This is a genomic window from Actinophytocola sp., from assembly GCF_045807065.1.
GTDB lineage: Bacteria > Actinomycetota > Actinomycetes > Mycobacteriales > Pseudonocardiaceae > Actinophytocola.
This window is the reverse complement of record NZ_JBJMIE010000522.1, coordinates 1-6,757: the sequence shown is the minus strand read 5'-3', so window position 1 is coordinate 6,757 and position 6,757 is coordinate 1. Positions and strand designations below refer to the sequence as shown.

Sequence of the window (6,757 nt, the reverse complement as noted above, 5' to 3'; positions counted from 1 at the left end):
GCAAGACGACGGCCAAGGCGACCACGGCGAAGGCGACGCCGGCCAAGACGGCCACGGCCGCCAAGGCCACGCCGGCCAAGGCGACGGCCGCGAAGAAGACGACGAGCGCCGCCAGCAAGACGACGGCTGCCAAGAAGAAGTAGTTCAGGCCGCCAGCCAGATCCGAAGGCCGCCGCCCGCTCCCCGCGGGTGGCGGCCTTCGGTCATGTCACCACCGGATACACAGGACAACCGGGCACGGGAGTAAATCACCACACCGGCGTGAAGATCGGCGCCGGCACACCGGTTGTGGCCGGCTCAGCGCCGGACATGGCCTCCACGCTGCGGGTTTGCCCCTGTGCGGGCCGTCCGCCGGCGAAGCGCGGCCCCTGGCGGGGAAACCGAGGCACCCGTTCCCGCGCCGGGCAGCGGCGTGCTCAGCGCCATTCGCGGGGCGCCTGCGCTCGGTCCCCAACCCGCGGGATGCGGTGCCACGAAAGGCGCGTTCACGACATCGCTCATGCCTCGGCCGGCACGCGATCGGGACGTTCAACGCCCCCGATCGCGCCTTTCAGGACAGCGGCGAGGCCTCGAACGCGCCTTTCGGGGGCAGGGCGCTCGCTGCGGCGGCGCGAGGGCAACCGATCATCGGCGACTCCGCGCACACCCCTCGATTCGCACTTTCCCGGACCTGCCGACGGCTCCGGCACGCCATTCACAGCTCGGCCCGATAACTCCCGGAACAGGGTTTCGGGTCACCCGGCGGAATGCGCGGCGCGGGCTTCGAGTCGTGCGGAGAACCGTCGCGGAACCGATATCGCAAAGCCGCCACATCGGACACACGTGCGAAACTTCAGCGACACAACCGCTTCACGGAACCTCGATGTAGTCCGCCGCCACCACCCGGTCACCGTCGAAGAACAGGGCCCACACGCTGCCCTTCTTCGCCGAAACGCGGCGCGGTAGGGACAGCTCGGGAGCGAGCCGGGACACCAGGTCCGGGATCACCCCGCCCTGGCTGCCGACCACCGCCACCCCGCCGTCACGCGCGATCTCCACGAGCCGCCGGGAAGTCGCCTCTTCCATCCCCTCGTACGACTTCTCCGCGAACAGCTCCTCCTCGCCCACCTTCACCCCGAGGTCGTCCGCCACCGGCTGGACCGTGTGCACACACCGCACCAGCGGCGCCGAGTACACCCGGTCCGCCCCGTAGACCCTCGCGAGTTCGCGGATCGGCGGCACCTGCTTCTGCCCGTTCTGGGACAGTGGCCGCAGTTCGTCCGTACCCGACCATTCCGCCCGGTTGCCGGCCTTCGCGTGCCGGACCAGCAACACGGTCGTCAGCGAGGCGGGCAGGGCCGTGAACGCCGCCAGCACGGCCCGGTCCCGGTCGTACGACAGCTCCGCCGAGGAGACCGGCACCCACCGCACCTCGTCCACCTCGTCCGACGGCTCGAACGAACCGGACAGGTACCGCGCGGCGAAGTAGTCCACCACCTTGCGATCCGCGCCCACCCGGTACCGCGTCTGGACGAGGGCACGGCCGAGCGCCACCCGCGCGCCCGTCTCCTCGCGCACCTCCCGCCACGCGGCCACCCGCGTGGACTCGCCGGGGTCCAGCTTTCCCTTGGGCAGGCTCCAGTCGTCGTAGCGCGGGCGGTGCACCAGTGCGATCTCGACCTCGTCGCCACGGCCGGGGCGCCACACGACCGCCCCGGCGGCGGCCACGTCCCAGCTAGCCAACGGCGCGGTGCGCGAGCAGCATCTGGGTCTGGTGGTCGCGCACGGTTCCACCGTCCGCGGGCGACGCCGCCCAGTTGCCGCTCGGCTCCAGCACCCAGCACCGCGTCTCGGGGTCGAGTGCCGAGTCGAGGACGGCGTCGAGCTGCGCGGTCAGTTTCGGGTCGGTGATGCGCACCTGGACCTCCACCCGCCGGTCCAGGTTGCGGTGCATCATGTCCGCGCTGCCGATCCAGTGCTCGTTCGACCCGACGAAGTGGAACACCCGCGAGTGCTCCAGGAACCGCCCGAGGATCGACCGCACGTGGATGTTCTCCGACAGCCCGACGACGCCCGGCTTCAGCGCGCAGATGCCCCGCACGACGATGTCCACGCGGACCCCGGCCTGCGCCGCCCGGTACAGCGCGTCGATCACCTGCTCGTCGACGAGGCTGTTCAGTTTCATCCGGACGCCCGCGGGCCGTCCCGCCCGCAGGTGCTCGGTCTCGCGCTCGATCAGCTCCACGATGCCCTGCCGGATGCCGTACGGCGACACCAGGAGGCTGCGGTACCTGTCCTGCTTCGCGTAGCCGGTCAGCACGTTGAACAGGTCGGTGAGGTCCGCGCCGATCGACGGCTCCGCGGTGAGCAGCCCGACGTCCTCGTACAGCCGCGCGGTCTTCGGGTTGTAGTTGCCGGTGCCGATGTGGCAGTAGCGCCGGATGACCGAGCCCTCCTGCCGCACCACGAGCGCGGTCTTGCAGTGGGTCTTCAGGCCCACCATGCCGTACACCACGTGCACGCCCGCCTTCTCCAGCGCCCGCGCCCACTTGATGTTCGCCTGCTCGTCGAACCGCGCCTTGATCTCCACCAGCGCCACGACCTGCTTGCCGGCCTCCGCCGCGTCGATCAGCGCCTCGACGATGGGGGAGTCACCGGAGGTCCGGTACAGCGTCTGCTTGATGCCGAGCACCTTCGGGTCCGCGGCCGCCTGCTCGATGAACCGCTGCACGCTCGTGGAGAACGAGTCGTACGGGTGGTGCACGAGCACGTCACCGTCGCGCAGGGTCGAGAACACGCTCTTGGGTGTCTCCCGCTCGCCGAACGCCGGGTGCGTCGCCGGCACGAACGGCGCGTCCTTCAGGTCGGCGCGGTCCACGCCGTGCAGCTGCCACAGGAACGACAGGTCCAGCAGTCCCGGCACCACGACCACGTCGTGCGGGTCCACCTCCAGCTCACGCAGGAGGCGCTCCATCATGTGCTCGCTCATGTCGTCGGCGACCTCGAGCCGCACCGGCGGCCCGAACCTGCGCTGCGCCAGCTCCCTTTCCAGCGCCTTCAACAGGTCCTCGTCCTGGTCCTCCTCGACCTCCAGATCGGCGTTGCGGGTCACCCGGAACGCGTGCACCTCGGTCACCTGCATGCCCGAGAACAGGTCGTCCAGGTGCGCCGCGATGAGATCCTCCAGCGGCAGGAACAACGCGCCCCGTTCGTCCCGGCTCGGGTTCACCGACACCAGCCGCGGCACGTTGTCCGGCACCTTGACGCGGGCGAACTTCTCCCCGCCACCACCCGGGTCGCGCACCGTCACGGCGAGGTTCAGCGACAGGCCCGAGATGTACGGGAAGGGGTGCGCCTGGTCGACGGCGAGCGGGGTGAGCACGGGGAAGATCCAGTCCTGGAAGTACTTGGACAGCCGCTCCCGCTGCTCGTCGTTGAGGTCGGACCACCGCGCGATGCGGATGTCCTGCTCGGCGAGCGCGGGGCGCACCCGCCGCTCCCACGCGGTCGAGTGCTGCTCGACCAGCTCCTGGTTGCGCTTGGAGATGTAGGCCAACTGCTCGCGTGGGCTCATCCCGTCGGCGCTGCGGACGGACAGGCCGGTCTCGTCGCGCCGCTTCAGCCCGGCGACCCGGACCATGTAGAACTCGTCGAGGTTCGACGCGAAGATCGCCAGGAACTTGGCGCGCTCCAGCAGGGGCTGCGACTCGTCCTCCACGAGCGCGAGGACCCGGGCGTTGAAGTCCAACCAGGACAGCTCCCGGTTGAGGAAGCGGTCATCGGGTAGGTCGGTCGCCGTGGTGGCCCGCGTGACCGCGGGCGGGGCGGACGGCACCGCACGCGGCTCGGGCGCGTGCTCGGACGGCTCGTGGTCGGCGCTGGTCTCAGGGCTCGTCTCGGTGCTCACAACCCCATTGTCCAGCATTTTCGCGTTGACTGGCGAACGGGAGAGTGAACTTCCCCAGTCCCAGTCCGGCGGCCACCGCCAGATCGTCCTCGGTGTCCACATCGCATCGCAGGGCCGGCAGCGCCGTGCCCACCCGCACCGCGCCGCTCGCCGCGTGGGCGTCCGCGGAGCCGGGACCGAAGCGCGGGTCGAGCGGTTCGCCGGGCGCGGCCAGCAGCAGCGTGGTGCCGGTGCCCGGCCGGTCGGCGCAGTACGCGCGGCGGCCGTCCGCCTCCGCGATGGCCTCGCTCAGCTCGGCCGGTCGCAGCGCGGGGAGGTCGGCCTGCAGCGCGCCGACCGTGCCGGTGGGGGTGTGCAGGTACTCGGCGCCGAAGGTCAGCGCCGCGTTCAGCCCGGGCAGCCCGCGTTCGTCGACGCACTCGACGCCGGTGCCGGCCAGCGCGTCCAGGACCCGCTTGTCCTCACAGACCACGAGCACCCGCCGCACCCCGCCGGCCCGCGCGGCCGCCGTGACCGTGTCCAGCAGCAGGGCGAGCACGAGGTCGGCGTGCTGCGCGTCGGGTGCCGCGCCACGCAGGCGCGACTTCGCCCGGTCCAGGTTCTTGATCGGGACCACCAGGTCCACTCCACGCTCCACGGCCCCATCGTCCAGGACTTCGGAGCGGCCCGTCGTGGCCGGGGCATACTCATCCAAAACGTGAGAATGGAGTTCGGGTGGCGCGGCGACTGGAGAAGAGCGGGTTCTGGGTGTTGGTGACGTGCCAGATCTTCTATCCGCTGGCGTGGCTGGCGAAGGTGCGTGCCAGGGGCGCGGAGAACATCCGGCGGGAGGGTGGCGTCCTACTGGTGATGAACCACGTCTCCCACATCGATCCGCCCATCGACGCGGTGCTAGTGCACCGCAACGGCCGGGTGCCGCGGTTCCTCGCCAAGGACAGCCTCTTCCGCACGCCGGTCTTCAAGTACATGATCCGCGGCGCGGGCAGCATCCCCGTGTACCGGGCGAGCGTGAACGCCGGCGAGAGCCTGGTCGCCGCCAAGGAGGCGCTGCTGGGCGGCAAGTTCGTGGTGATCTACCCGGAGGGCACGATCACCCGGGACCCCGAGGGCTGGCCGATGCGCTCGCGCACCGGGGTGGCCCGGCTCGCGCTGGACTGCCTGGAGGCCGGTGTGCCCGTGCTGACCGCCGCCCGCTGGGGGACGCGGGACATCCTCAACGCCTACACCAGGAAGTTCCGGCCGTTCCCGCGCAAGACGGTTCAGGTCGACGTGTCCTCGCCCGTGGACCTGTCGGAGTTCAAGGGCCGCGAGATCGACAACGAGCTGCTGCGCGAGGTGACCGACTTCCTCATGACCCGCGTGCGCGACCAGCTGGCCGAGCTGCGCGGCGAGCCGGCGCCCACCCAGTTCTACGTGTCCGCCAAGGCCAAGAAGACCGATGGCTGACATGCGCGTCGCCGTCTTCGGCGCGGGCTCGTGGGGCACGACGTTCGCGAAGGTGCTCGCCGACGCCGGCACCGAGGTGGTCCTGTGGTCGCGCCGGCGGGAGGTGGCCGACGCGATCGCCGAGCACCGGGAGAACCCGGACTACCTGCCCGGGGTGACCCTGCCGGCGAGCCTCGTGTCCACTTCGGACCCCCGGCGCGCGCTGGACGGCGCCACGGACGTGGTGCTGGCGGTGCCGAGCCAGAGCCTGCGGCACAACCTCACCGCCTGGCGCCGCCTGATCGACCCGTCCGCGACGATCGTCAGCCTGGCCAAGGGGGTGGAGCTGGGCACGCTCAAGCGGATGAGCGAGGTCGTGGTCGAGGTGATGGGGGTGCCCGCCGAGCAGGTCGCCGTGGTCACGGGCCCCAACCTCGCCAAGGAGATCGCGGCCGAGCAGCCGACCGCGTCGGTGGTCGCCTGCGTGGACCACGACCGCGCGGTGACGGTGCAGGAGGCGTGCACGACCGGTTACTTCCGCCCGTACACCAACACCGACGTCGTCGGCTGCGAGCTCGGCGGCGCGTGCAAGAACGTGATCGCGCTGTCCTGCGGGATGGCCGCCGGCCTCGGCTTCGGCGACAACACCCTGGCCACGTTGATCACCCGGGGGCTCGCGGAGACGGCCCGGCTGGGCGAGGTGCTCGGCGCGGACCCGATGACCTTCGCCGGGCTGGCCGGTCTCGGCGACCTGGTGGCGACGTGTTCGTCCCCGCTGTCGCGCAACCGTTCCTTCGGCGCCCGCCTCGGTCGCGGGGAGACACTCGCGCAGGCCCAGGCCGCCGCGCACGGCCAGGTCGCCGAGGGCGTGAAGTCGTGCTCCGCCATCCGCGAGCTGGCCCGGCGCCACGGGGTCGAGATGCCCATCACCGAGGTCGTCCACCGCGTGTGCCACGACGGCTTCGACCCCCGCGAGATGGCCGGCGAGCTCATCGGCCGCAAGACCAGACCGGAACGCTGACCCCTGCCGCGAAAGGCGCTTTCGGGACGGCGAGCGTCTCGAACGCGCCTCTCCCGGCAGTTCGGCCGGAGCGGCGGATCAGGCCGGCAGGTCACCGATCATCACGACGTCCGTCGGCGTCTTCGAGCCGCCGTCGGGTTCCACGGAGATCGCGACCTTGCTCGCGGTGCCGACGCCGCTCAGCTCCTTCACGACGTCGCCGTCGGCCGGTTCGACGACGGCCAGTGAGCGGGCGACGTCGTTGGCGAGCGCCCACAGCTGGTAGGTCTTCCCCGCCGGTGGGCTCGCCAGGTCGCCGCTGACGAACAGCATCCGATCCCGCTGGCGGGACACCGCGACCTTCATGGTGCCGTTGCCCCCGGCGCCGGTGTCCTTGAGCGTCACGAGCTCCGCGTCAGGCGCGCTCAGGATCTGCTCCAGCTGCG

The 6,757-nt window shown here is 71.2% G+C and carries 6 protein-coding genes; 2 read left to right on the top strand and 4 right to left on the bottom strand.

Features of this window, described 5'->3' with window-relative positions:
- Positions 1-849: 849 nt before the first annotated feature.
- From ACJ73U_RS30635 to cofC, 3 genes are read right to left on the bottom strand one after another with little or no spacing between them, the layout of a single operon-like run.
- Positions 850-1,722, bottom strand: a complete 873-nt coding sequence (locus ACJ73U_RS30635) for an NUDIX hydrolase (protein ID WP_407781206.1) — start codon at positions 1,720-1,722, stop codon at positions 850-852.
- On the bottom strand, positions 1,715-3,904 hold the full coding sequence (locus ACJ73U_RS30630) for an RNA degradosome polyphosphate kinase (protein ID WP_407781205.1): 2,190 nt from the start codon (positions 3,902-3,904) through the stop codon (positions 1,715-1,717). Before ACJ73U_RS30630 ends, ACJ73U_RS30635 begins: the two co-directional genes overlap by 8 nt.
- On the bottom strand, positions 3,864-4,523 hold the full coding sequence (gene cofC, locus ACJ73U_RS30625; protein WP_407781204.1) for a 2-phospho-L-lactate guanylyltransferase: 660 nt from the start codon (positions 4,521-4,523) through the stop codon (positions 3,864-3,866). The genes ACJ73U_RS30630 and cofC overlap by 41 nt, the downstream gene beginning before the upstream one ends.
- 77 nt (positions 4,524-4,600) lie before the next feature.
- Between cofC and ACJ73U_RS30620 the strand changes: the two genes are divergently transcribed.
- A complete protein-coding gene (locus ACJ73U_RS30620; protein ID WP_407781203.1) occupies positions 4,601-5,332 on the top strand; it encodes a lysophospholipid acyltransferase family protein in 732 nt (243 codons plus the stop codon).
- The gene (locus tag ACJ73U_RS30615) at positions 5,325-6,332 is read left to right on the top strand and encodes an NAD(P)H-dependent glycerol-3-phosphate dehydrogenase (RefSeq protein WP_407781202.1); all 1,008 of its coding nucleotides are present in this window, start codon (positions 5,325-5,327) and stop codon (positions 6,330-6,332) included. Before ACJ73U_RS30620 ends, ACJ73U_RS30615 begins: the two co-directional genes overlap by 8 nt.
- A 78-nt stretch (positions 6,333-6,410) precedes the next feature.
- On the opposite strand, the gene ACJ73U_RS30610 is transcribed toward ACJ73U_RS30615, so the two are convergent.
- A partial coding sequence (locus tag ACJ73U_RS30610) for an anti-sigma factor (RefSeq protein ID WP_407781201.1) occupies positions 6,411-6,757 on the bottom strand: 347 nt, incomplete at its 5' end.

What these genes read in the sequence shown, in the direction of transcription:
- ACJ73U_RS30630 (WP_407781205.1), bottom strand. Translation starts at nt 3,904, where the DNA reads ATGCTGGACAATGGGGTTGTGAGCACCGAGACGAGCCCTGAGACCAGC.
- ACJ73U_RS30615 (WP_407781202.1), top strand. Translation starts at nt 5,325, where the DNA reads ATGGCTGACATGCGCGTCGCCGTCTTCGGCGCGGGCTCGTGGGGCACG.